Here is a 21,293-nt window from a genome sequence, read left to right as displayed (position 1 = left end):
CATGACCGACCCGCTCCTCGAACTGCCCTCCGACTGGCAGCGCGCCCTGGCCATCGTCGCCCACCCGGACGACGTGGAGTACGCGGCCGCGGCCGCCGTCGCCACCTGGACCGACCAGGGCAAGGAGGTCGTCTACCTGATGGCCAGCCGGGGCGAGTGCGGCATCGTCGGCGTGGATCCGGAGAAGGCCAAGCCGGTCCGGGAGGCGGAGCAGCGGGCCAGCGCGGCGGTGGCCGGGGTGACCCGGGTCGAGTTCCTGGACCACCCCGACGGCCTGATCGAGTACGGCCCGCGGCTGCGCCGGGACTTCGCGCATGCCATCCGGCGGCACCGGCCGGATCTCCTGGTGACGCTCAATCACCACGACCACTGGCGGGGGGTGTCCTGGAACACGCCGGATCACCGCCACGTCGGCCGGGCCGCACTCGACGCGGTGGCGGACGCCGCCAACGAGCACCTGTTCCCGCAGGAGGGCCTGGCCCCGTGGGAAGGCGTGCGCTGGCAGGCGGTGGCCAACTCCCCATACCCGACCCACGCGGTGGACGTGACGTGGGCGGTGGAACGCGGCGTGCGGGCGGTGCTCGCCCACGAAACCTACCTGCGCGCCCTCACCGACGAGGACCCGGAGGAGTACGTACGCGCCTTCCTGGGGCGGAACCTGGCCGCCGCCGGCGCGCGGTTCGGCGGTCGGCCCGCGGTGCCGTTCGAGGTGTTCCACCGCGACCCCTACCGCGAGCGCGCCGGCCAGGTCCACTACCGCTGACCCGCGGCCACCTGTCCCGTCGGTCGAAGCCCGGGTCGTGGGGCCCCGAACCCGAAAGGAGCCGCGCTGTGCACATCGCGGTCGTAGACGCCAACCCCCCTTCGCTGCGGGCCCTCCGGCTCGCGAAGGCGGCCGGGCACCGAGTGACCTTCCTCCAGCCGCCGCTGACCCAGTACGCGCTCACCGGCGAGAACCTGAGCATCGTCCACTCTGTGGACACCCTCGTTGACGGGATCGACACCACAGACCCGGAGGCCGTGGTCGCCGCGCTCGCCGAGTGCCACGCGCGGCACCCGATCGACGTGGCCGTGGCATTCCAGGAGCTGGCGGCTGAGGCCGTCGCCCACGCCTGCCGCGAGCTGGGCCTGCGCGGCACGGCACCGGAGGCGGTCCTCATCGCACGGCGCAAGGACCGTTGCCGGGCAGCGCTGGAAGCCGCGGGGCTGGACTCCGCCGCCTACGAGCTCGCCGCCGACCAGGACGCCGCGCTCGCCGCGGCGGAGCGCATCGGCTACCCAGTGATTCTCAAGCCGCCGTCCGGCAGCGCCAGCCTGCTGTCCCACGTGGCCCGTGACGCGGCCTCGGCGCAGGAGGCCGCCGCCGACGTCCTGGCTGGCCTGGACGCGGTGCCACCGCACTGGCGCACCCAGTTCAGCAGGGGCGTTCTGGTCGAGGAGTTGCTGGTGGGCAGGTTGGTCTCGGTGGAGATCGGGGCCCGGGACGGCGCGTTCTTCCCGTTCTGCGTCACCGGCAGGTTCCGCTCGCCGCGCGACGAGGTGATCGAACTGGGGTCATGCGTCCCGGCGGACCTGGCTCCGGCGCAGAGCGCGGCGTGCGTGGCGTACGCCGAAGCGGTCTGTCGCGCGATCGGCGCCGACTTCGGCATCTTCCACCTGGAGATCATGCTGACCGAACGCGGCCCGGTGCTGGTCGAGTTCAACCCGCGCATCATGGGCGGCGGGCTGCCCAACGCCTACCGGCACGCGACCAGCCAGGAGATCTACGCCTCCTTCCTGGACCTGGTGACCGGCGCACCCGTTCGCGTCCCGGAAGGCTTCGCGGAGTGCACCGCCGTCTTCGTGGTCACCGCCGAGACCGGCGGGCGCCTGCCGGCGACGGCGTCCCTCGCCCCGCTGCACGACGACGACGGCGTGCTCGAGGTACTCGGCTTCGACACCTATCGGACCGGGCCCGGCCAGGTGGTCGTGCCAGGCCAGACCGTGGCCCGCTTCATCCTGCGCGCCCCGGACCGCAGGACGGTCGTCGCCCGGGGCACGCGGCTGCTGCACCGGCTGGAGGAGAGGCTGGGGCTGACCTTGATGACGGGAGACAAGGACAGCGAGGGCGGGACGGCGATGCTTCATGCCCCTCCCTCGCACTGCCGATCACACGCCTCAGCCGACGTGACGTGAAGGCTTCCGGGCGCCCCCGGCCGGTCAAGTCGGCGGGCAGCCCGCCGACGACCACCTGGCAGAGCTGGCAGCCACCTACCTTGAACGGCAGGCCGAACTTGGGATGACCGTGTTCGATTTCGCTTCGGGCTCACCGTCCTGGAAGCGATTGGTTCCGCCGAGGCCCCCGCCGCGCACAGCATCGTCGAGGATCTCCACCGCCGGACGACGGACGCCGAAAACGGCACAGCGTGGTGATCTCGTGCTTTCTTCCCAACGGGATGCCAGGCTCCGCCATCGATCGATCGCGGCGGAGAACTCCTGCCCCGGAGTCTTCGCCCACCATCCGGCAGCCGCGCGTGCGAGTTGTGCGATGACTCCCGGGTCGGATACGAGCAGCCCGGGAAGCAGGCAGTCCGCTGGTTCCGGCGCGCTCAGCACGGGGAAGCCGCGCTAGACAGCCGTGCAGCTGTTGCCGCGCTCCGCCCTGTTGTCCGCTATGACGATGCGGCTCATCGTTCCGGCGGGCCGGTCATTGAAACGCAGAGACCGGACGGAACCATGTGCAGTTTGCGTGGCAATACGCCTCAGGCTTTGAGCCGGGGTTCCCATGCCCTCACGCCTGTCGAGTCGATCTCCGGGGTCATGATGAGGACGGAGGTCTCGGCCTGCTCGACGGCTTGGTGTATGGCTGTTTGGAAGTCGTCCGTGCTCTGAAGCAAGGTCGTACTTCCGGGAGTAGAGCTGAGCTCCCACTCGTCCCAGGGGTCACCTGAGGCCACGCGCTCACCGGCGCGCCTCTTGATCTCAGCCAGCGGTCCACCGGTCACCACGTAGGCGCGCCACGGCTGGAGGTTCGATCCGGACGGCGCCCAGGCCGCGGCGGACAGCACCCGCTCCAGCACCTGCCTCGGGACGGGCCGGTCCGTGAATGCGCGCACCGCCCGTCGGCTCGTGACCGCCTCATAAACCCCCGGACAGGCCTGCCGGGCTGGGACGGGATACACAGGAGGCGGTGATGTCAGGAGAGCCAGTCGGTGTAGCGGGTGGGCGCGAGGTGGGCGTCCTTGTCGGTGAGGACGTCGCCCTTGACGACGGCGAACATGCCGGCGGTGGGGTCGGTGACGACGGTGCGGTGGTCGCCCGTGTGGGTCAGGGTGATCCGGCCCAGTTCGTCCAGGGTGAAGATGTCGGGTCCGGCGATGTTGCGGATGCCGTTCAGTGGGGCGCCCGCGGCGACCTCCGCCACCGCGGCGGCCACGTCCTTGGAGGCGATCGGCTGGATCGGAGTGGCGGGCAGCCGGACAGTGTCGGCGTCGGAGGTCCAGGACAGGACGGCGTCCATGAACTCCATGAACTGCGTCGCCCGGACGATCGAGTAGGGGATCGTCCCGGCGGCGAGGAGGTTCTCCTGGAGCGTCTTGGCCCGGTAGTAGTCCAGCTCCGGCACCTGGTCCGTGCCGACGATCGAGAGGATGACGACGTGGCCGACGCCGCCCTTGTGGGCCGCGGCCAGGAGGTTGTCCATCGAGGTCTGGAAGAAGGCCGGGGAGGCTTCGTCGAAGGTCGGGGAGTTCGTCAGGTTGACGACGACGTCGGCCCCCGCCACCGCCTCGTCCAGTCCCTGGCCGCTGATGACGTCGACGCCGGTGGACTTCGAGTGCGGTACGGCCTCGTGTCCGGCGGCGGTCAGGTTCTTGACGACCTGTGACCCGATGAGTCCGGTACCGCCGATGACTGCGATTTTCATGGCATGCCTTTCAGGGATTTTATGTGCGGAATATGGCATATGAATGGTTACGTGGGTGGGGCATGGAAGCGGCCCCTTGGTCGGCCGAGGAGGGGTGGCGTCACGTGCCGCCTCGGCCTTGCAGCACCAGCTTGGAAGATCGCGTATGCGGATGGCAGCTGACCTGGCGAGACGCTGACCTGCGGGGTCTCGGGAGCATCGCCGACGTTCCCCGTTGCTTCCCGCCGCTCGCCGTCCGATCGGGCACGCAGCGGGCACACATAGCCCTCTCCCGCTCTCGCGGGTCTTGGGGCCCCTGTTGGGCATCGTGCCATGCCCGCGCTCTGCATCGCCCCACTGCGCTGGCACCGGATGCGGCAGTCCGCTGCACGCGCCAAGGCGGGGGAGGAGTGGCAGGCGTCCGGCTACGTCTTCACCGCCCGCACCGGTCGCCAGGTCGAGCCGCGGAACGTCTACCGCTCGTTCACCCGCGTCGCCGAGTCCGCCGGCCTTCGCGTGATCCGGCTGCATGATGCTCGGCACGGCACGGCGACCCTCCTCACGGCGGCCGGAGTCGCGCCCGCGTCGTGATGGAGATCCTCGGGCACAGCCAGATCAGCATCACCATGGACGTGTACACGCACGTCGTGCAGGACACCCAGCGCGAGGCCATGAGCCACATGGATCGGCTACTCAGGAAGCGTCCCGGTGGTCACTGACCGTGCTCGTTGATGTCAATCGTGGATGTCAAAGGCCCCGGACCATGATCGGTCCGGGGCCTTTTGGCTGGTGCCCCCGGCAGGATTCGAACCTGCGACACCCGCTTTAGGAGAGCGGTGCTCTATCCCCTGAGCTACGAAGGCGTGCGGATCTCGTGGGATCCGGTGGCCAGCCTAGCGGATGTGGGACGGGGGCTGGGAGCGTTCCGGTTTGCGCAGGTGGGAGGGGGAGGGCGGGGCGGCCTGGGTGGGGGATGCGGATGGATCCTTTACGACTGGGTCGGCGTTCCCGGGGTCGGGCACGACGGTGTCTCGATCGGGCTTACCGGTTCGTGCGGGTTGTTCCGGAGACCGCCGGTGCCGCCCTGGCCCCGCTGACCGATGGCGGTGACGCGTGCCGGCTCTACAAGGAACTCTCCGCGAGCCCCTGGGCGAACCGGAACCCTGGGGGCCACCGGCCACCGGCCACCGGCCACCGGTCACGGGTCACCGGTCACGGGTCACCGGCCACCGGCCGCAGTGCCCCGCATCATGCCGTCCACAGCACCCCCGAGACCGGGAGCCCCCCAGTCTCCGACGTGCTGCGGACGGCGAACAGACGGCGAACAGGGCGGCCACGTCACCCCAGCAGTACCCGCCTGAAGCGCCCCGCCACGCGGAGGTCCGCCTCGATGCGGCCGGCCATGGCGTGCAGTTCCGGCAGGACGTCGCGGACGCATTCTTCGGGGGTGCGACGGCTGCTGTGCATGGCCACGTTCACCGCGGCCACGACCCGCCCGTCGGGCCCCCGTACCGGCACCGCGATGGACCGCAGTCCCTCCTCCAACTCCTCGTCGCTCAGGGCGTATCCGGCGTGCCGTACGCGGTCCAGTTCGGCCCTGAGTTTCCGCGGGTCGGTGAGGGTGCGCGGGGTCAGCGGGAGCAGGTCGGGAAGCGGGGGCTCGGGCAGGTCGGCCAGGATCACGCGGCCCAGCGAGGTCGCGTAGGCGGGCAGCCGGGTGCCGACGGTGATGTTGACGCTCATGACGCGGCTGGTGGCGACACGGCCCGTGTACTGGACCTCGTCGCCTGTCAGGACCGCGAGCGAGACCGAGTCGTGCAGCCGCTGGGAGAGTGCGGTGAGGTGGGGGGCCGCGATCTCGGGGAGTGAGGTCCGGGAGAGGGGTGGGAAGCCGAGGCCCAGGACCCGCGGCGTGAGCCGGAAGACACGGTCGTGCGTGGTGACGTATCCGAGGTGTTCCAGGGTGATCAGGGCGCGCCGGGCCGTCGCGCGGGCGAGGCCGGTGGCCTGGGCGACCTCCGTGAGGGTCAGCTCGGCGCGGCCCTCTCCGAAGGCGGTGATCACGGTGAGCCCGCGGGCCAGCGACTCGACGAACTCCCGCCCCAGCTCCTGCTTGGAGGTGCCGGTCCAGGAGGCCAGCCCGGCGGGGGCACCCGGGGCGCGCCGGTCCCCGCGCTCGGCGAGCGGCGCCTCCCGCAGCTCCCGTTCCATCGCCGCCACGGCCTTCCGCAGCCGGGGCAGCAACGTGTCCCGCAGATCGGCCGCGGTGTGCCGGCTGGTGTGACTCACCACGCTGACCACGCACGCGATCCGCCCCGCCTCGCGTACGGGCATCGAGACGGCGACCAGCCCCGGCTCGATCAGCTGATCGTCCAGCGCCCAGCCGGCCTCCCGCGCCCGGGCCGTCCGCAACTCGAAGCCGTCGTCACCGCCCCCGGCCTCGTCGGCCTCGTCACCGTCGAGCGGCCTGCTCCGCGCCGGTACGGCGGGGAATCCGCGGTCCTCCGGATCGGCCGCCCGGCGCTCGCGCCAGCGCGTCCAGTCCTCCTCGCCCCACTCGGTGGCGAACAGCGATCCGGGCGCGGTGCGTTCGGCGGGGAGCAGATCGCCGATGCGGAAGCTCAGGGACATGGCGCGGCGCCGTGTCGCCTGGTGGATGAAGCGGATGCCGTCCCGGTCGCCGACGGCCAGGGACACCGACTCGTCGAGTTCGTCGGCGAGTTCGTCGGCGTGCGCGTCGAGGAGGCGGGGGAGCCGCAGGGCGGCGAGGTAGGCGTTGCCGAGTTCCATCAGACGGGGGGCCAGCACGGCGTCCCGGCCGTCGAGGCGTACGTATCCCATGCGCGCGAGGGTCGCCGTGATCCGGTCGACGGTGGAACGCGCGAGCCCGGTGGCCCGCTCCAGCCCGCTCAGGCTGCACACCCCGTCGGCCTCGGTCAGCCGCCGGAGCACGGCGATCCCCCGGATGAGCGGGGTGACGGCCTCGGCGGGCACAGCGGTCCCGCTCCCCGTCCCGGGGGCCGGCACGACGTTCGATGACATGGGCTCTCCGTTGCGGCTCTCGGAACAGACACCGTAATGCCCGCCCGGCCGCCCCGCAGGTCGGCGGCACGGCAGCGCTGTGTCAGCGCCGGGTCACTGACACCCGGTAGTTCCCCGCGAGGTCCACGCCGGCGACCCGGACGGTGACTCCGGTCTTGGCGTCCTTGAAGGTCTCGCCGGGCGAGAGGGGCGCGTCGGAGAGTTCCGCGTGCACGTTGGGGGAGCGCGTGCAGCCGCCGCTGTCGGGGTGGGAGTCGTACACGGTGATGGGCCCGTTGCCGGTGTCGACGTCCGCCTCGACCTTGTAGACGAGGATGCCGGGGCGGCAGACCGCGGAGTCGTTGCCGCCACGGGTACGCAGTTCGAGGGCGTACCCGGTCTTGGCACTGGTGGGCACGAAGACGAGCTTCCTGCCGCCGGTCCTGGCCAGCGGGGTGAGGGTGTACTCGGTGGTGCCGCGCACCGCTGCGCAGCTGACCTGGGAGTCGTCGAGCCAGCCGAGCTTCCACTTGTGCCAGCCGAGCAGATCGTTGTCGGCCCCCCAGTCCTCGCTCATGATGTCCCAGTGGCCGACCGCGCCCCCGCCGTCCTGGGTGTAGAGGTCGGGCAGGCCGAAGGTGTGACTGTTCTCGTGGGGGAGCACCCGGTAGCCGGTGTCGGCGTAGGAGCCCGAGCCGTCGTCCTGGCGGCTGTAGACGAAGGACGCGTTGGAGACGGGGACGCCGTCGGCGACCGGTGCCTCGGTGTTGCCCGCGAAGGTCACGGACAGGACGGTGTCCAGCGCGGAGGGACCCGCGTTCGGCGTCACCAGGACGTTCAGGATGTCGTACGAGCGGAAGTCCACCGTGGGGTCGGCCGTGGCCACTATGTCCTGGACCAGATCGCGGTACCCGGGTTCGAAGGGCGCGCCCCGCTCTATGCCGTACGCCTTGAAGGGCTTGGGCAGGCGCAGCCAGTGCCGGATGGGGGCCGAGGGGCGGTAGTCGAGGCGGCCGTAGGAACCGGTGTGGAACCATTCCCGCGTCTTCGGGAAGAACTCGTCGTACCGGTCGAGTGCGCTGCCCTTGCCGGGCGCGTCGGAGAAGTCGACCATCAGCGTGAGAGCGCGGAGGGTGCCGGTGGCGCGGGCGTAGCCGGGCGCGGTCGGGATGCCTTCCCCCATCTGTACGCCCGCCGGACCGTTGATCATGCAGGGGCCGAGCGTCGTGGAGCGGCCCAGCGCGATGGAGCCTGCCGCCGTGGAGCCCGCCGTGAGGTGCCCGGTGCCGGCGGAGGTGCTGACTGCCAGCGTCAGCACGGTCACCGAGGCGAGGGCGGCCACACGGCGGGGGCGTATCCGACGGCTGGTCGGCTGCATGCGGGGGCCCTTCGCTCCACGGCAGCCGCCCGTCTCCGACTGCACCCTTGCGATCACCCTGTGTCGTGGGTGCGGCGGGCGCGCGCTGGATGAGCCCGATCGTGGGAGGCGCTTCCGGAGGGACAAGGCTCGCGATGTGACGCAGGTCACAAGAAGGCCGGGAAATAACCGGGGATCGTTTCCCCGTTTAGCCATACGTCCGAGCGAAACGGGGAGGGAATCCCCGGATAGCAACCCAGCCGTCACGTACGGCGTCTGTACCTACGAGGTACGGACGAGTACCGACGGGAAGATGAGGAGTACGCCGTGGAGACCGCCACCCCCGTGCAGCGCCGAGTGCCCCGGCCCCGCGCCGACGCCCTGCGCAACCGGGAGCGGATCGTCGCCGCGGCCCGGGAGATGTTCGTCGAGTTCGGCGCCGAGGTGCCGTTCGACGAGATCGCCCGCCGGGCCGGCGTCGGCAACGCCACGGTGTACCGCAACTTCCCCGATCGCGACGCCCTGGCGCGGGAGGTCGTCTGCGCGGTCATGGACCGCACGTCGGAGTGGGTCGAGGAGGCACTCGCCGAGGGGGGCGACGCCTTCCAGGCACTGAGCGGCTTCGTGCACTTCGCCGCGGACGAGCGGATCGGCGCCCTGTGCCCGATGCTCTCCGAGAGCTTCGACCAGAACCACCCCGATCTGCTCGCGGCCCGCGAGCGGATCACCGACCTGATCGAGCAGCTGATGGCCCGTGCCCGCGAGGCCGGACAGCTGCGCCCCGATGTCGAGTTCGGCGATCTGATGATTGCCGTCAGCCAGCTCACCAGGCCGCTGCCCGGTACCGCGTGCCAGGGCATCGACCGCTTCGTACACCGTCATCTGCAGCTGTTCCTGGACGGCATGCGGGCCCCGGCCCGCTCCGAACTGCCCGGAGTGGCCGCCACCGTGGAGGATCTGCGACGAGCGTGATCCATGAATTCGCCGCCGTGACCGATTAGTTCACAGCACGGCGCCAGTCAGTAGTCGTACACGACTTCCCACCAGTCAGTAGTCGCGCACGACTTCTCACCAGTCAGTAGTCGCGCACGACTTCCCACCAGTCAGTAGTCGCATACGACTTCCCACCAGTCAGTAGTCGTACGCGACTTCCGCCAGTAGTCGTGCACGACTTCCGTCACTCAGCAGTCGTACAAAGCTTCCGGCCGTCGCCGAGGACGAGCCGTTCCTTACTCTTCACCTTTTTTCGCTACGAAGTCCCGGAGTGGGTACCCCCATGTCTGAAACAGGAATCGCAAAGGCAATTCCCGACGCACACGCCAACCGCTGGAAAGCGCTCGTCTTCATCGCGCTCGCTCAGCTGATGGTCGTCCTCGACGCGACCATCGTGAACATCGCCCTGCCCTCGGCCCAGCAAGACCTGGGTATTTCGGACGGCAACAAGCAGTGGGTCATCACGGCCTACGCCCTCGCCTTCGGTGGTCTGCTGCTCTTCGGCGGACGGATCGCCGACCTGTGGGGCCGCAAGCGTGCCTTCGTCGTCGGCCTGACCGGATTCGCCGCGGCCTCCGCGCTCGGCGGCGCCGCCACCAACGAGGCGATGATGTTCGGCGCCCGCGCCCTCCAGGGCGTGTTCGGCGCGCTGCTCGCGCCCGCCGCGCTGTCCCTGCTCTCCGTGATGTTCACGGACGCCAAGGAGCGCGCCAAGGCCTTCGGCATCTACGGCGCGATCGCCGGTGGCGGTGGCGCCGTCGGCTTCATACTCGGCGGTGTGCTCACCGAGTACATGGACTGGCGCTGGACGTTCTTCGTCAACATCCCGTTCGCGATCGTCGCGGCCGCGGGCGCGTACTTCGTCATTCGTGAGCCGGAGGGCGGCCGCAACCGCTCGCCGCTCGACATCCCCGGTGTCGTCCTGTCCACCCTCGGTCTGGTCTCCCTCGTCTACGGCTTCACCCGCGCCGAGACCGACGGCTGGGGCGACTCCACGACGGTCGGCCTGTTCGTCGCTTCCGCGCTCCTGCTGGCCGGGTTCGTCTTCACCGAGTCCAAGGTCAAGGCCCCGCTGCTGCCCCTGCGGGTGATCACCGACCGCAACCGCGGCGGCGTCTACCTCTCCCTCGGCCTCGCGATCATCGCGATGTTCGGCACATTCCTCTTCCTGACCTACTACCTGCAGATCGTGAAGGGCTACTCGCCGATCTCGACCGGCTTCGCCTTCCTGCCGATGATCGCGGGCATGATCACGGGCTCCACCCAGATCGGCGCCCGCCTGATGACCCGGGTGGCGCCGCGGCTGCTGATGGGCCCCGGCTTCCTGGTCGCCGCGCTCGGCATGCTGCTGCTGGCCCAGCTGGAGATCGGTTCGTCGTACGCCTCCCTGGTGCTGCCGGCGATGGTGCTGCTCGGCCTCGGCATGGGTACGGCGTTCATGCCCGCGATGTCCCTGGCCACGCACGGCATCCAGCCGCGTGACGCCGGTGTCGCCTCCGCGATGGTCAACACCTCGCAGCAGGTCGGCGGCGCGATCGGTACGGCGCTGCTGAACACGATCGCCCTCTCGGCGACCACCTCGTACGTCAAGGACCACATCGCCGGCGCCGCCTCCAAGCCGCAGCAGCAGATGGTCCAGCTGCAGGGCATGGTGCACGGCTACACCAACGCGATCTGGTTCGCCGTCGGCATCCTCGTGGTCGCCGCCGGGATCGCCTTCACCCTCATCAACACCGGCCGCCCGGACATCGCTTCGGCCTCGGCCTCCGGTGCGGAGGCGGGCGAGGGCGTCGAGGACGAGGTGATGGTGCCGGTGATCGCCCACTGATCACCCGTACCCCTGCGGGTACTTCGCGTACGTACGAGGGGTGGGGACGCCTCGTACGTACGACTCCCAGGATCTGCCCTGGTTCCGAGCACGGTTTCCGAGCTCAGCGGAGCCAGGGCAGATCCGCGCCCGCGTCCTTCGGCTGGAGCCCCTCGGCGACGATCCGCATGGCCTCGCCGAGGGCCTTCTGCTGGTCCGCGCTGAGCCGCTCGAACACGGCCTGGCGTACGGCGGTCACATGGCCCGGCGCGGTGCGGCGCAGCACCTCGTAGCCGTCGTCCGTGAGGACGGCGAACTGTCCCCGCTTGTCGGAGGAGCAGTCCTCGCGCCGCACCCAGCCGTTCTTCTCCAGACGGGCGATGGCGTGCGAGAGCCGGGAGCGGGTGATCTTCGCGTTCATCGCCAGTTCGGTCATCCGCAGCCGTCTGCGCGGCGCCTCGGCGAGCTGCACGAGCAGCCCGTAGTAGATGTGCGGCATGCCCGCATCACGCTGGAGCTGACGGTCGAGATGGTCCTCGAGGAGGGTGGTGGCGTGCATGTAGGCACGCCAGATGCGCTGTTCCTCGTCGGTGAGCCAGCGCGGCTCTTGAGCGGATGCCGTGTTCATGTACTCCACTGTACGAGCCCCTTCTTGAAAATTAAACAAACCCGGCGTAAGGTGGCGCACCAGACTAGAGCTTGAGACTTCAAGTATTTAGTTTTGGGCCATACGATGGAACTGTCCGGAGGGAGCCGCCATGTCCGCCGCCACCGAGGAGCGTCCCGTGCTCCCGCGCATGCCCGCCCTCTACCTCAGCCATGGCGCCCCGCCGCTCGCCGACGATCCCATCTGGCCCGGCCAGCTCGCCGCCTGGTCCGCCGACCTGCCGCGCCCCAAGGCCGTCCTCATGGTCTCCGCCCACTGGGAAGAGGCCCCGCTCGCCCTCGGCGCGATCGAGACCGTCCCCCTCGTGTACGACTTCTGGGGCTTTCCCGAGCACTACTATCAGGTCACGTACGCGGCCCCCGGCGCCCCCCGGCTCGCCGAGTCCGTACGCAAGCTGCTGCGCGCGCCCGGCATGCCGGTGCAGGACATCCCGGACCGCGGGCTCGACCACGGTGCGTACGTTCCGCTCGTCGAGATGTTCCCCGAGGCCGACATCCCGGTCCTGCAGATCTCCATGCCGACCCTCGACCCGGTCCGCCTCTTCGAGATCGGCCGCAAGCTGGCCCCGCTGCGCGACGAGGGCGTCCTGATCGTCGGCTCCGGCTTCTTCACCCACAACCTCGCGGCCCTGCGGCACACCGGCGGGGGAGTCCCGTCCTGGTCGAGCGAGTTCGACGACTGGGGCCACCGCGCCCTGGACTCCGGCGACGTGGACGCGCTGCTCGACTTCGAGAGCAAGTCCCCGGCCGGTCGCCTCGCCCACCCGCGCACCGAGCACTTCGCCCCCCTCTTCGTGACCATGGGTGCGGCGGACGCGGCCGGTGAACTGGACGGCCAGAAGTCCGTGATCGACGGGTTCTGGATGGGGATGGCGAAGCGGTCGGTGCAGTTCGGCTGACCTGCCCTGACAGGCCTTAAGTGAGCTCCTTCTCGTACCAGGCCACATCCCAGTACCGCCCGAACTTGCGGCCCACCTCCCGATAGGTGCCGATGTGCCGGAACCCGAGGCGTTCATGCAGCCGCACGGACGCCTCGTTGGGTTGCGCGATGCCCGCGTACGCCCGGTGCAGGTCCTCGCTGGCCAGGGCCTCGAAGAGGGCCTGGTAGAGAAGGGTGCCGATGCCGCGACCACCGGTATCTGGGGCGACGTAGACGGTCACCTCGACAGAGGTCGCGTACGCGGGCTTGGGGCGAAAGGCGCTGGATGTGGCGTACCCAAGAATCCCCTGTGAGTCCGCGTCCGTGGCAACCATCAGGCGGTGCGGTCCGTCTTCAGGGTGGGAGAGCAGCCACGAGCGGCGCTCTTCCGGCGTGAAGACGGCGGTGTCAAAGGTGATGGGCGTCTCGCGCACATAGTGGTTGTAGATGTCTGTGAGGGCGCCGAGGTCACTCTCGACTCCCGGTCTGACCTGCACCTCTGTACGTTCCGACCGCATCCTGCCTCCCATGTGGCGGCACAGGGTACTGCATGATCAGAAAAATCGAGGGGCGGGTCGGGAATTCTGTCCGGATTCCAGTCGTTGTTTCCTTCGGATGCAGGGCACCCGGGAGGGTGAGGCCCAGTGTCCGGGACCGACCCGCAAGCCCACCATCGCAAGGGAGCACGCATGGCAACCCGTGCCGTCGCCCGTCGTAAGTCCGCCACCGGCGGGACCACCGACGCGGCACGCAGTGTTCGCGCCGTAGGCGGCGAGATCGCCGACCGCGACCTGGTCGGCATGTACCTCGACGAGATCGCGCGTACGCCACTGCTCGACGCCGCCAAGGAAGTCGAGCTTTCCCAGATGATCGAGGCCGGTGTCTTCGCGCGGCAGATCCTCGACGGTGAGGAGGAGGCCAGGGCGGATGTCACCCGCGACGAACTCGAGGCGCTGGTCGCCGACAGCGAGCGCGCGAAGGACATCTTCATCCGCTCGAACCTCCGGCTGGTCGTCGCCGTCGCCCGGCGCTATCCGCGCAGTGGTCTGCCCCTGCTCGACCTGATCCAGGAGGGCAACGCGGGTCTGGTCCGCGCCGTCGAGAAGTTCGACTACCGCAAGGGCTTCAAGTTCTCGACGTATGCGACGTGGTGGATCCGCCAGGCCATCACCCGCTCCATCGCCGACCAGTCGCGCACGATCCGCCTCCCCGTCCACCTGGTCGAGGAGCTGGGCCGGATCCGGCGCGTGCAGCGCGAGTTCAACCGCGAGCACGGGCGGGAGCCGGAGCACGCGGAGATCGCCGCCGAGCTCGGTTCGACGCCGGAGCGCGTAGGTGACGTCCTGGACTGGGCCCGCGACCCGGTCTCGCTGAACATGCCGGTGGACGACGAGGGCGAGACCCAGTTCGGCGACCTGCTCGAGGACACCTCGGCGGTCTCCCCCGAGCAGTCGGTGATGACCCTGCTGCGCAGCGAGGAGCTCGACGACCTGATCGGCCGCCTCGACCAGCGCACGGCGTCCATCATCAAGATGCGGTACGGCATCGAGGACGGCCGGGAGCGCACACTCACCGAGGTCGGCAAGGAGCACGGCCTCACGCGTGAGCGTATTCGCCAGATCGAGAAGCACGCGCTGCTCGAGCTGAAGAAGTTGGCGCGCGACACGGGGTTCGACGCGGCGGCGTAGGGCTCGTGATCTGACACCGTACGCACGTGGGTCCGTGTCGGTTCGTATCCCGGACGGACGCGTGCGTCACGTTGGCCGCAAGTCGACCAGACATGGCCATGTAAAGCCGCTTCAACCTGCTGGGCTCTGGGAACAAAACTTCAGGGCCCAGGGTTCAGGGTTCCGTCCCGGGCGTATCCTTCGCCCCCAGAACTGAGTCCCGACGCATCCCCCCCCCGCGCCGGGACTCTTCGAGAGCCGAGCTTCGGCGCCTTCCCCCCCCTGGCGCCGGGGCTCGGCTCCATTTTGTCCTCGGGGTGCTCTGGCCGGAGGGACCGCGGCGCCGTCTCCGGGCAGGTCGTGGGCGGGCCACCCCGAACCTGAACCCCGGGGTGACCCGAATGGCAGATTCTGCCACAGAGGCATAACCTGCCGTCCGTGACGGGTACCGAACGCGTGGGGCGCGGCTCCGCCGAGGGGGCGGCGACCGGTTCCCCCCGGCGGGCGACGGCCCCTGACGGCCGGAGCGCGACGACCGGTGGCGGCCGCGCGCCGGGTTCCGGCGGCCGTGGGGCGACCGCGTCCGGTGACGAGAGGGCACCGGGTGCCGAGGGCCGGTCGGCTGCGGACTCCGTGGATGTGAGGGCTGTGGGCACCGGCGGGCGGGGGGCCTCGGCTTCCGCGGGTCGGGCGGTCGCGGCTTCCGCACGGCGGGCCGCCTCGGCTTCCGCAGGTCGCGGGGGGTCGGCTTCAGCCGATGCGGGGCGTGCGGCCGTCGGTGGCCCCTCGCTCATTGAGCGGCGCAAGTCGGAGACCCGTATGGACATCGCCCGGGCCGCGGCGGGGCTGTTCATGCGACACGGTCTGCGGGGCACCCGCGCCGAGGACATCGCCCGGGCTGCCGGGGTCGCGCCGCGCACCTTCTACCGGTACTTCGCGAGCAAGGAGGAGGCGCTCGGCCCCCTCTTCGTGGCCGGTGTCCAGAAGTGGGCCGAGGCCGTCCGCGACGCCCCACCCCAACTGCCGGTCCCCGACGCCCTGCGTCACGCGATCGTCTCCACCCTGACCCCGGGCGTCGGCGTCAGGCACGAGTCCCTGGACTGGGTCCGCTCCCTCCTCCGCCTGGCCGAGAGCAACCCTGCCCTCCTACGGGTATGGGGCGAGGCCTGCCAGACGGCGGAGCGGACGCTGGCGGGGGTACTGGCGGCGAGGGTCTCGCCGGGTGCTGGGGAGGCGAAGGCTGGGCAGGCGACGGCTGCGCAGGCGCCCACCGGGCAGGCGGCGGCTTCCGCCGGGCAAGGCTCCGTCGGCCAAGGTTCCGCCGGGCAAGGTCCCGTCGGGCAAGCCCCCGCCGGGCAAGCGTCCGCCGGGCAAGCGTCCGCCGGGCAAGCCCCCGCCGGGCAAGCGTCGAAAGCCACCTCCGGCTCGCCGGCATCCCCTTCCCCGGCCCCTTCCCCCGACCTCCGTCTCAGTGCCGCCGTGGCCAGTGCGGCCGTCCGTGTCGCGGTGGAGGTCTGGGCGGCCGGGGACGACGCGGCGGGCGGTCCGGATGGCCCCGTCGCGCTCGCGGTACGCAATCTCGCGGCCCTTCGTGACTTCCCGTGGGGGGCCGACTGAGCAACGACCGTCCGGGGCGCCGTGGAAGGCGGCCCCGGCGATGAAATTCCGGACAGCGCAGGCAAGTTACGGACGGACCTGCGAGTCCGACTCACGGCGCGGCGAAGTCGACGTCCGTAGAGCCACCCCCCGCTCGCGTGAGGCGCCCACCCAAGTCCCGTACGAACCGCACCAGCTCCACCGGCTCCCGCACCACGAACTCGCAGTCGACCATCGCGATCCGCACCGCCAGCCACTCCACCGAGTCGCCGGCGGAGGAGCGCAGCCGGCAGCTGTGCTCGTCGATCGGCTCGAGCGCCCCGAGCCAGGCGGGCAGCCGCGCCGCGACGAACGCGGCGGGCGCGGCGAAGGTGACGTCGAACTCGTACGTCTCCTGGCGCCGGTACATCGACTGCCGCAAGTACTCGGCGGCGTTCCCCGTCGGCAGCTCGCGAGGAGTGAACCGGGCGCCCGTGGCGGAAGGTTCGGAGACCCGGTCGACGCGGAACGTACGCCAGTCCTCGCGGTCGAGGTCGTATGCGACGAGGTACCAGCGACGGCCGGTGGAGACAAGCCGGTACGGCTCGGTCAGCCGCCGCGACGGCGTCCCGTCACCCGAGCGGTACGCGAACCGCAGCCGCTCCCGCCCCGCCACGCTCGACGCCATCACGGTCAGTGTCTCGGGTGCGATGCTCGCCCCGTCCCCGCTGGTCAGCGGCGTGGTCGCGGCCTGCAACGTGGACACCCGGTGCCGCAGCCGGGACGGCAGCACCTGCTCCAGCTTCGCAAGAGCCCGTACGGAGGCCTCGTCCACGCCTTCGAGAGCGTGCCCTGCGCCGGCCCGCAGCCCCACCGCGATCGCCACGGCCTCCTCGTCGTCGAGCACGAGCGGCGGCATCGCCTTCCCCGCCACCAGCCGGTACCCGCCGTCGGCCCCCTTGGTCGCCTGCACCGGATAACCCAGTTCCCGGAGCCGGTCGATGTCCCGGCGGACGGTACGACGGGACACCCCGAGCCGCTCGGAGAGCTCGCCGCCCGGCCATTCGCGGGGGGTCTGCAGTAGGGAGAGGAGCTGGAGGAGCCGGGCCGGCGTATCCGTCGTCATGTTTTCCAGAGTGCCGCAGATCTAGGACATGAACTGACCTAATGACGGCCTACCTTTATTTCATGACCTCCACCGAGACCCCTCTCAGCATCCCGGACGGCGACCCGGCCGCGGCCGTCGTGGCCGACAGGCGGCGCTGGTTCGCCCTCGCCATCGTGATGACCGCGGCCTTCATGGACCTGGTCGACGTCACGATCGTCAACATCGCGATCCCGTCGATCCAGCGGGACGCGGGCGCCTCGTTCAGCCAGATCCAGTGGATTACGGCGGGCTACGCGCTGGCCTTCGCCGCCGGACTCATCACGGGCGGACGGCTCGGCGACATCCACGGCCGCAAGCGGCTCTTCCTCTTGGGCATAGGCGGCTTCACGATCGCCTCCGCGCTGTGCGGCTTCGCCGCGAACCCGGAGATGCTCGTCGCCTCGCGCATCCTGCAGGGCGGGATGGCCGCGATGATGGTGCCGCAGGTGCTGTCGATCGTGCACGCCACCTTCCCGGCGCACGAGCGGGGCAAGGTCTTCGGTCTGTTCGGCGCGATCATCGGCCTCGGGGCCGTCTCCGGTCCACTGCTCGGCGCACTGCTCACCGAGTGGAACCTGTTCGGCCTGGAATGGCGGCCGATCTTCCTCATCAACCTGCCGGTGGGCGTGGCCGCGCTGATCCTGGGCCGACAGTTCATCAGCGAGTCCAAGGCGCCGAAGGCCCTCAAGCTCGACCTCGTCGGCGTCACCCTCGTCACCCTCGGCCTGCTGATGCTGCTCTACCCGCTGACCCGCGGCCGGGAACTGGGCTGGCCGCTGTGGGGGTACGCGTCGATGGCCGGAGCCCTCGTCGTCTTCGGGGCGCTGGTCGCGTACGAGAGGCGCAAGACGGCGCGGGACGGTTCGCCGCTGGTCGAGCTGTCGCTGTTCAAGGTGAAGAGCTTCGCGGCGGGCATCGCCGTACAGACCGTCTTCGGTGTCGCGCTCGGCATCTTCTTCCTGGTCTGGACGCTGTACATGCAGGTCGGGCTGGGGTGGAGGCCGCTGCGGGCGGGGCTGACCGGGGTGCCGTTCTCGATCGCGGTGTCCGCGGCGGCGGGCATGTCGGTGCAGCTGCTGGTCCCGCGGTTCGGGCGCAAGGTGCTGCAGGCGGGCGCCCTGATCATGGCGCTCGGCGTGCTGCTCTACATCTGGGAGTCCGACCGGTACGGGATGTCCATCGCCTCCTGGCAGATGGCGCTTCCGCTGGTGGTCATGGGCGCCGGTATGGGATTCATCGTGGCCCCGCTGACGGACGCGGTGCTGTCGGAGGTCCCGCGCGAGCACTCGGGTTCGGCCTCCGGGCTGATCAACACCGTGCAGCAGATGGGCAACGCCCTGGGGCTCGGACTGGTCTCGGTCCTCTTCTTCGGCGAGATCAGCGACGGCCTGCGTACCGCCCAGCTGGGCCCGGCGTTCGTGAACGCCTTCCAGCACACGCTGTGGTGGGTGGCGGCGGTGATGGTGGTCATCTTCCTGCTGATGTTCGCGCTGCCGAAGCGGCCGGCACAGCATGTGGAGGGGGCTTCCGAGGGGGAGGTCGAGGTCGCGGCCGAGACCGGGGTGGCGAAGGAGTCCGAGCTCGTGGGCTGAGCCGACGCGGTGGCAAGGGGCCTGGCACCTGAGGTGCCGGGCCCCTTTGCGCTGCCTGGCATCTGAGGGGTGTGCCGGCCTCCTTCGCGCGCCCAGCGCCCGGCCTGAAGTCCGTTCATGCCCGAATCAAGCCCGAACCTGTTTACTTTCCGGAAATCCGGGCGTAGTGTCCTAGGGAAACCACAGGTTCGGGCATCAGTCGGAGGCGAACGGACATGTACGCACCGGAGCGGCAGCAGGAGATCCTCCGGCTCGCCCGTGACGGCGGCCGGGTGGACGTGCTGTCACTGGCTGACGAGTTCCAGGTCACCGCGGAGACCATCCGCCGGGACCTGAAGACCCTGGACCGCGCGGGTCTCGTACGCCGTGTGCACGGTGGTGCGATACCGGCCGGGCGCCTGGACTTCGAGCCCGACCTCGCCGAGCGCGAGTCCACCGCGGCCGACCAGAAGGACCGCATCGCCCAGGCCGCCGTGGCCGAACTGCCCAGTGACGGCACGGTGATCCTGGACGCCGGATCGACGATCTCCCGGCTCGCCGGAGCTCTCCCACTGGAGGCGACGCTCACCGTCGTCACCCACAGCCTGCCGATCGCGGCCCGCCTCGCGGACCACCCGGGCATCCAGCTCCATCTCGTCGGGGGGCGCGTGCGACACCGGACGCGCGCCGCCGTGGACGCCTGGGCGCTGCGTGCCTACAGCGAGATCCGCGCCGATGTGCTGTTCGTCGCGGCCAACGGATTCTCCCCCTCGTACGGGCTGACCACCCCCGACCTCGCCGAGGCCGCCGTCAAGCGCGCGGCCCTGCACGCCGCTCGCCGGGTGGTGCTGCTCGCCGACTCCTCCAAGAACGGTCAGGAGCACTTCGCCCGCTTCGGCGACCTGAGCGATGTGGACCTGCTGATCACCGACCGCGGGCTGAGCCCCGAAGACGCCACCGCCATCGAGCGCGGCGGCACCGAAGTGCTGTGTGTATAGAACCCGGCACGGAAGTGCTGTGTGTTGAGAAACGAGTGCGCATGATCCTCACCGTCACCCCCAACCCGTCCCTCGACCGTACGTATGAGGTCCCGTCGCTCGACCGCGGCGAGGTCATCCGGGCCACCGGCGAACGCATGGACCCGGGTGGCAAAGGCGTGAACGTCTCGCGCGCCGTCGCGGCCGCCGGGCAGCGCACGGTGGCCGTCCTGCCCCTGGGTGGTGCGCCCGGCGCACTCGTCGCCGACCTGCTCGACGCGCAGGGCATCGAGGTCGCCCCGGTCCCGATCGCCGGAGCCACCCGCTCGAACATCTCCGTCGCCGAACCCGACGGCACCCTGACGAAGATCAACGCGCCCGGCCCCGAACTCTCCGCCACCGAGGCCGAACTCCTGCTGGAGACCGTCCGTCGGCAGTACCGCTCAGGTGACACCGACTGGATCACCTGCTGCGGCAGCCTGCCGCGCGGGCTCGGTCCGGACTGGTACGCCGATCTCGTCGCGCGGGCGCACGCGGCGGGCGCCCGGATCGCGCTGGACACCTCCGGCCCCGCGCTGCTCGCGGCGCTGCGCGAGCGGCCCGACGTGGTGAAGCCCAACGCCGAGGAGCTCGCGGAAGCCGTCGGGCGCCCCCTCGCCACGGTGGGCGACGCGGTGAAGGCGGCCGAGGAGTTGCGCGAGCTGGGCGCACACGCCGTGCTCGCGAGCCTGGGCGCGGACGGGCAGTTGCTCGTGGACGGCGCGGGCGTCTGGTTCGGCAGCGCGCGAGTGGACACCGTACGCAGCAACGTCGGCGCCGGCGACTCCTCCCTCGCCGGCTTCCTGATCGCCGGCGGCAGCGGTCCCGAAGCCCTCGCCTCCGCCGTCGCCCACGGCGCCGCGGCCGTCCAGCTCCCCGGCAGCGTGATGCCGGGTCCCTCCGACCTCGAGCGCTCCGCCGTGATGGTCACGTCGCAGATCCCGCTGGACTTCGTACTGACGGAGCCGGTGTCATGAGCAACGGTTCGGTTCGGTACGGGGTGCGCGAGCCGCTGGCCCGCGGGGAATGCGGATGGCTCCCCCGAGGGAGGCGAGGTTTCCCCGGCCCCGTCTCTTGCCCGCACCTCACCCCTTTCACCTCTGTCCCCTCTGAGCGCAACACCCCCGTCCCCACCCCCGCCCACCACTCCCCCCGGGCGATACGCGTGCGAAGGAGCCCGCGATGAGCGAGATGATCACCGCGGACCTGGTCGACCTCGACCTGTCCGCCGATACCAAAGAGGCGGCGGCGCGCGCCCTCGCCGAGCGCATGGTCACCCTGGGCCGGGTGACCGACCTCGACGGCTTCCTCGCCGACGTGGCCGCCCGCGAGGCCCAGATGCCGACCGGCCTCGACGGCGGTATCGGCATCCCGCACTGCCGGAGCGTTCACGTCACCGAGCCGACGCTCGCCTTCGGCCGCAGCGGGGCCGGGATCGACTTCGGCGCGCCGGACGGGCCCGCCGACCTGATCTTCCTGATCGCCGCACCGGCGGGCGCGGACGACGCCCACCTCACGATCCTGTCGTCGCTCGCCCGGCAGCTGATGAACGCCGAGTTCACGTCCGCGCTGCGGGCCGTGGACGACGCGGCGGCCGCCGCGGCGCTCATCCGCGGCGACGAGCCCCCGGCGCCCGCGGGCGCCCCTGAGAACTCCGCGGCGGTGTCGAAC

Annotated in this window: 18 protein-coding genes, 1 tRNA gene and 2 pseudogenes; 13 read left to right on the top strand and 8 right to left on the bottom strand. The window is 70.6% G+C overall.

Annotation, left to right across the window (positions count from 1 at the left end; genetic code table 11):
- The first annotated feature begins 1 nt into the window (after position 1).
- The 3 genes and pseudogenes from AB0D27_RS21655 to AB0D27_RS21645 form a co-directional block, all read left to right on the top strand.
- Complete coding sequence (locus AB0D27_RS21655; RefSeq protein ID WP_362511074.1) at positions 2–763, top strand: PIG-L family deacetylase; 762 nt, start codon at positions 2–4, stop codon at positions 761–763.
- Between the two features lie 68 nt (positions 764–831).
- The gene (locus AB0D27_RS21650; RefSeq protein ID WP_362511072.1) at positions 832–2,175 is read left to right on the top strand and encodes an ATP-grasp domain-containing protein; all 1,344 of its coding nucleotides are present in this window, start codon (positions 832–834) and stop codon (positions 2,173–2,175) included.
- A gap of 34 nt (positions 2,176–2,209) precedes the next feature.
- A pseudogene (locus AB0D27_RS21645) lies at positions 2,210–2,406 on the top strand (hypothetical protein); the annotation flags it as partial.
- Between the two features lie 335 nt (positions 2,407–2,741).
- Here AB0D27_RS21645 and AB0D27_RS21640 read toward each other — a convergent pair.
- Together AB0D27_RS21640 and AB0D27_RS21635 are read right to left on the bottom strand one after the other, a co-directional pair.
- Positions 2,742–3,161: a nitroreductase family protein gene (locus tag AB0D27_RS21640; protein WP_362511069.1), complete on the bottom strand. Its 420-nt coding sequence runs from the start codon at positions 3,159–3,161 to the stop codon at positions 2,742–2,744.
- A 14-nt stretch (positions 3,162–3,175) separates the two neighbouring features.
- Positions 3,176–3,904, bottom strand: a complete 729-nt coding sequence (locus tag AB0D27_RS21635) for an NAD(P)H-binding protein (RefSeq protein ID WP_362511066.1) — start codon at positions 3,902–3,904, stop codon at positions 3,176–3,178.
- Positions 3,905–4,216: 312 nt separating this feature from the next.
- Here AB0D27_RS21635 and AB0D27_RS21630 point away from each other — a divergent pair.
- A pseudogene (locus AB0D27_RS21630) lies at positions 4,217–4,602 on the top strand (site-specific integrase); the annotation flags it as partial.
- A gap of 68 nt (positions 4,603–4,670) precedes the next feature.
- On the opposite strand, the gene AB0D27_RS21625 reads toward AB0D27_RS21630, so the two are convergent.
- The 3 genes from AB0D27_RS21625 to AB0D27_RS21615 all read right to left on the bottom strand — a co-directional run bounded on the left by AB0D27_RS21625 (position 4,671) and on the right by AB0D27_RS21615 (position 8,282).
- Positions 4,671–4,746 (bottom strand) — tRNA-Arg (locus tag AB0D27_RS21625).
- A 475-nt stretch (positions 4,747–5,221) separates the two neighbouring features.
- A complete protein-coding gene (locus AB0D27_RS21620; protein WP_362511063.1) occupies positions 5,222–6,925 on the bottom strand; it encodes an IclR family transcriptional regulator C-terminal domain-containing protein in 1,704 nt (567 codons plus the stop codon).
- Between the two features lie 82 nt (positions 6,926–7,007).
- Positions 7,008–8,282 (bottom strand): M6 family metalloprotease domain-containing protein, encoded by a 1,275-nt coding sequence (locus AB0D27_RS21615; protein ID WP_362511060.1) that lies wholly within the window; start codon positions 8,280–8,282, stop codon positions 7,008–7,010.
- Positions 8,283–8,588: 306 nt separating this feature from the next.
- Here AB0D27_RS21615 and AB0D27_RS21610 point away from each other — a divergent pair, with 306 nt between their 5' ends.
- Entirely contained in the window at positions 8,589–9,233 is a 645-nt protein-coding gene (locus tag AB0D27_RS21610; protein WP_362511057.1) for a helix-turn-helix domain-containing protein, read from the top strand.
- 304 nt (positions 9,234–9,537) lie between these two features.
- Positions 9,538–11,082, top strand: a complete 1,545-nt coding sequence (locus AB0D27_RS21605; protein WP_362511054.1) for an MFS transporter — start codon at positions 9,538–9,540, stop codon at positions 11,080–11,082.
- Between the two features lie 103 nt (positions 11,083–11,185).
- On the opposite strand, the gene AB0D27_RS21600 is transcribed toward AB0D27_RS21605, so the two are convergent.
- A complete protein-coding gene (locus tag AB0D27_RS21600) occupies positions 11,186–11,689 on the bottom strand; it encodes a MarR family transcriptional regulator (RefSeq protein WP_362511051.1) in 504 nt (167 codons plus the stop codon).
- A gap of 169 nt (positions 11,690–11,858) precedes the next feature.
- Between AB0D27_RS21600 and AB0D27_RS21595 the strand changes: the two genes are divergently transcribed.
- Positions 11,859–12,626: a class III extradiol ring-cleavage dioxygenase gene (locus AB0D27_RS21595; RefSeq protein ID WP_362511222.1), complete on the top strand. Its 768-nt coding sequence runs from the start codon at positions 11,859–11,861 to the stop codon at positions 12,624–12,626.
- 16 nt (positions 12,627–12,642) lie between these two features.
- On the opposite strand, the gene AB0D27_RS21590 is transcribed toward AB0D27_RS21595, so the two are convergent.
- Entirely contained in the window at positions 12,643–13,164 is a 522-nt protein-coding gene (locus AB0D27_RS21590) for an N-acetyltransferase family protein (protein WP_362511048.1), read from the bottom strand.
- A 171-nt stretch (positions 13,165–13,335) separates the two neighbouring features.
- Between AB0D27_RS21590 and AB0D27_RS21585 the strand changes: the two genes are divergently transcribed.
- Positions 13,336–14,334, top strand: a complete 999-nt coding sequence (locus AB0D27_RS21585) for a sigma-70 family RNA polymerase sigma factor (protein WP_362511045.1) — start codon at positions 13,336–13,338, stop codon at positions 14,332–14,334.
- 798 nt (positions 14,335–15,132) lie between these two features.
- Positions 15,133–15,930, top strand: a complete 798-nt coding sequence (locus AB0D27_RS21580) for a TetR family transcriptional regulator (RefSeq protein WP_362511042.1) — start codon at positions 15,133–15,135, stop codon at positions 15,928–15,930.
- Between the two features lie 91 nt (positions 15,931–16,021).
- Here the strand turns inward: AB0D27_RS21580 and AB0D27_RS21575 are convergent, their stop codons facing one another.
- Entirely contained in the window at positions 16,022–17,014 is a 993-nt protein-coding gene (locus AB0D27_RS21575; RefSeq protein WP_362511039.1) for a YafY family protein, read from the bottom strand.
- 62 nt (positions 17,015–17,076) lie between these two features.
- Between AB0D27_RS21575 and AB0D27_RS21570 the strand changes: the two genes are divergently transcribed.
- The 4 genes from AB0D27_RS21570 to AB0D27_RS21555 form a co-directional block, all read left to right on the top strand.
- The gene (locus tag AB0D27_RS21570; RefSeq protein WP_362511036.1) at positions 17,077–18,627 is read left to right on the top strand and encodes an MFS transporter; all 1,551 of its coding nucleotides are present in this window, start codon (positions 17,077–17,079) and stop codon (positions 18,625–18,627) included.
- A gap of 215 nt (positions 18,628–18,842) precedes the next feature.
- The gene (locus AB0D27_RS21565; RefSeq protein ID WP_362511033.1) at positions 18,843–19,604 is read left to right on the top strand and encodes a DeoR/GlpR family DNA-binding transcription regulator; all 762 of its coding nucleotides are present in this window, start codon (positions 18,843–18,845) and stop codon (positions 19,602–19,604) included.
- A 41-nt stretch (positions 19,605–19,645) separates the two neighbouring features.
- Positions 19,646–20,599, top strand: coding sequence for a 1-phosphofructokinase (pfkB, locus tag AB0D27_RS21560; protein ID WP_362511030.1), 954 nt, complete (start codon positions 19,646–19,648; stop codon positions 20,597–20,599).
- 205 nt (positions 20,600–20,804) lie between these two features.
- Positions 20,805–21,293: fructose PTS transporter subunit IIA (locus AB0D27_RS21555; protein ID WP_362511027.1), on the top strand; the 489-nt coding region annotated here is incomplete at its 3' end.

The organism is Streptomyces sp. NPDC048415 (assembly GCF_040651675.1).
Classification (GTDB): domain Bacteria; phylum Actinomycetota; class Actinomycetes; order Streptomycetales; family Streptomycetaceae; genus Streptomyces.
The sequence above is the reverse complement of the archived record's forward strand: the minus strand, read 5'-3'. Positions and strand labels throughout refer to the sequence as shown.